General features: G+C 43.2%; 2 protein-coding genes. Both read right to left on the bottom strand.

The genetic code is table 11. The features are described 5' to 3' along the window. Positions 1-701: DUF5895 domain-containing protein (locus NG798_RS27800; RefSeq protein ID WP_261226960.1), on the bottom strand; the 701-nt coding region annotated here is incomplete at its 3' end. After that, positions 595-888 carry a DUF5895 domain-containing protein gene (locus tag NG798_RS27795; protein WP_261226959.1) on the bottom strand — a complete coding sequence of 98 codons (294 nt, stop codon included), beginning with the start codon at positions 886-888 and terminating at the stop codon, positions 595-597. The genes NG798_RS27795 and NG798_RS27800, both read right to left, overlap by 107 nt. Positions 889-1,036: the final 148 nt, after the last annotated feature.

The raw sequence follows: 1,036 nt of genomic DNA, 5'->3' as shown, positions 1-1,036 counted from the left end.
GGTAATGCCGGCATTTGCAACGGTTCATTCGGTGTTAGCCCTTGCCAGACAAATTGTTTTGTGGTGGCATTAGTCCCAACAAAGAATTCTGTCCAGTTTTCCAAGGTAGGTTGTTCATAGCCCACTACTCTGAGGGCCGGTGATTTCTGCTTATCCCCTACAATCTCTCGTGCCAGCTTTGGACAAAATACCAGCAATGAGTTAAACGCAAAATTCTTTGGTTTAGGAGATACCCCCAGATGCCGGTTGGCGATAGAGAAACAGGTATTGAATTCACTACAAAACTGCTGCCAGTGTACTGAGAAGGATGCCTGGTTCGTACCTTTTGCCTTATAGATTAACGGGATTTGGTGGAGGGGTTGGTTTTGTTGGTTGAGTAAGAAAATCTGGAAAAACTGAACATTCGTTACGTTCTCTTGACCTTTGTAGTGTCGGTATTCCCCAAGGATGACTGTGCTTTGCGTTTCTTTTGTTTGCTGCCGGTCTACTGCTAAGAGTGGTGATTTTGGACAAACCAGCATTCGGGGGTTTTGTAACAATAAACCTTTTTCAATTACTCCTGATTGAAAGGTGTAGTCGGTAATTTGGGATTCATCAAAATCTGACCAACCGGCTGGATGCCATTTCAGAGAAGGGTACGAAATAACCGAATTGTTTGGGGTCTTCTCCGCGTACTGCTTGAATCCGAGGAAGCCGGCCATTCGGATCTATGAAGGCTGGACTACAAAATTCATTAAATTCGTTTGTTACTACTTCATTTTCTGGTAACGATTCATTGCTTGGTAACAGTTGATTATCTTGGACTGCCTGATTACCAGGGATTGCCTGATTAACTGGGACTGCCTGATTAACTGGGATTGCTTGATTACTTTGGATATTCTTGGTCATTTTCTTGACTCTCTTTGATATTGCTGAATGTTCTTGGTTTTCATGGATTCATTGAGGGAGGTTTAATTTGCTAAACCTTCGTTCGGACACCGCGTAGCGGTTTTATTTGTGGCGGTGCTCTTGCCATAATGTTTGATGGTTATTGAGG

The organism is Ancylothrix sp. D3o, assembly GCF_025370775.1.
GTDB lineage: Bacteria > Cyanobacteriota > Cyanobacteriia > Cyanobacteriales > Oscillatoriaceae > Ancylothrix.
The sequence above is the reverse complement of the archived record's forward strand: the minus strand, read 5'-3'. Positions and strand labels throughout refer to the sequence as shown.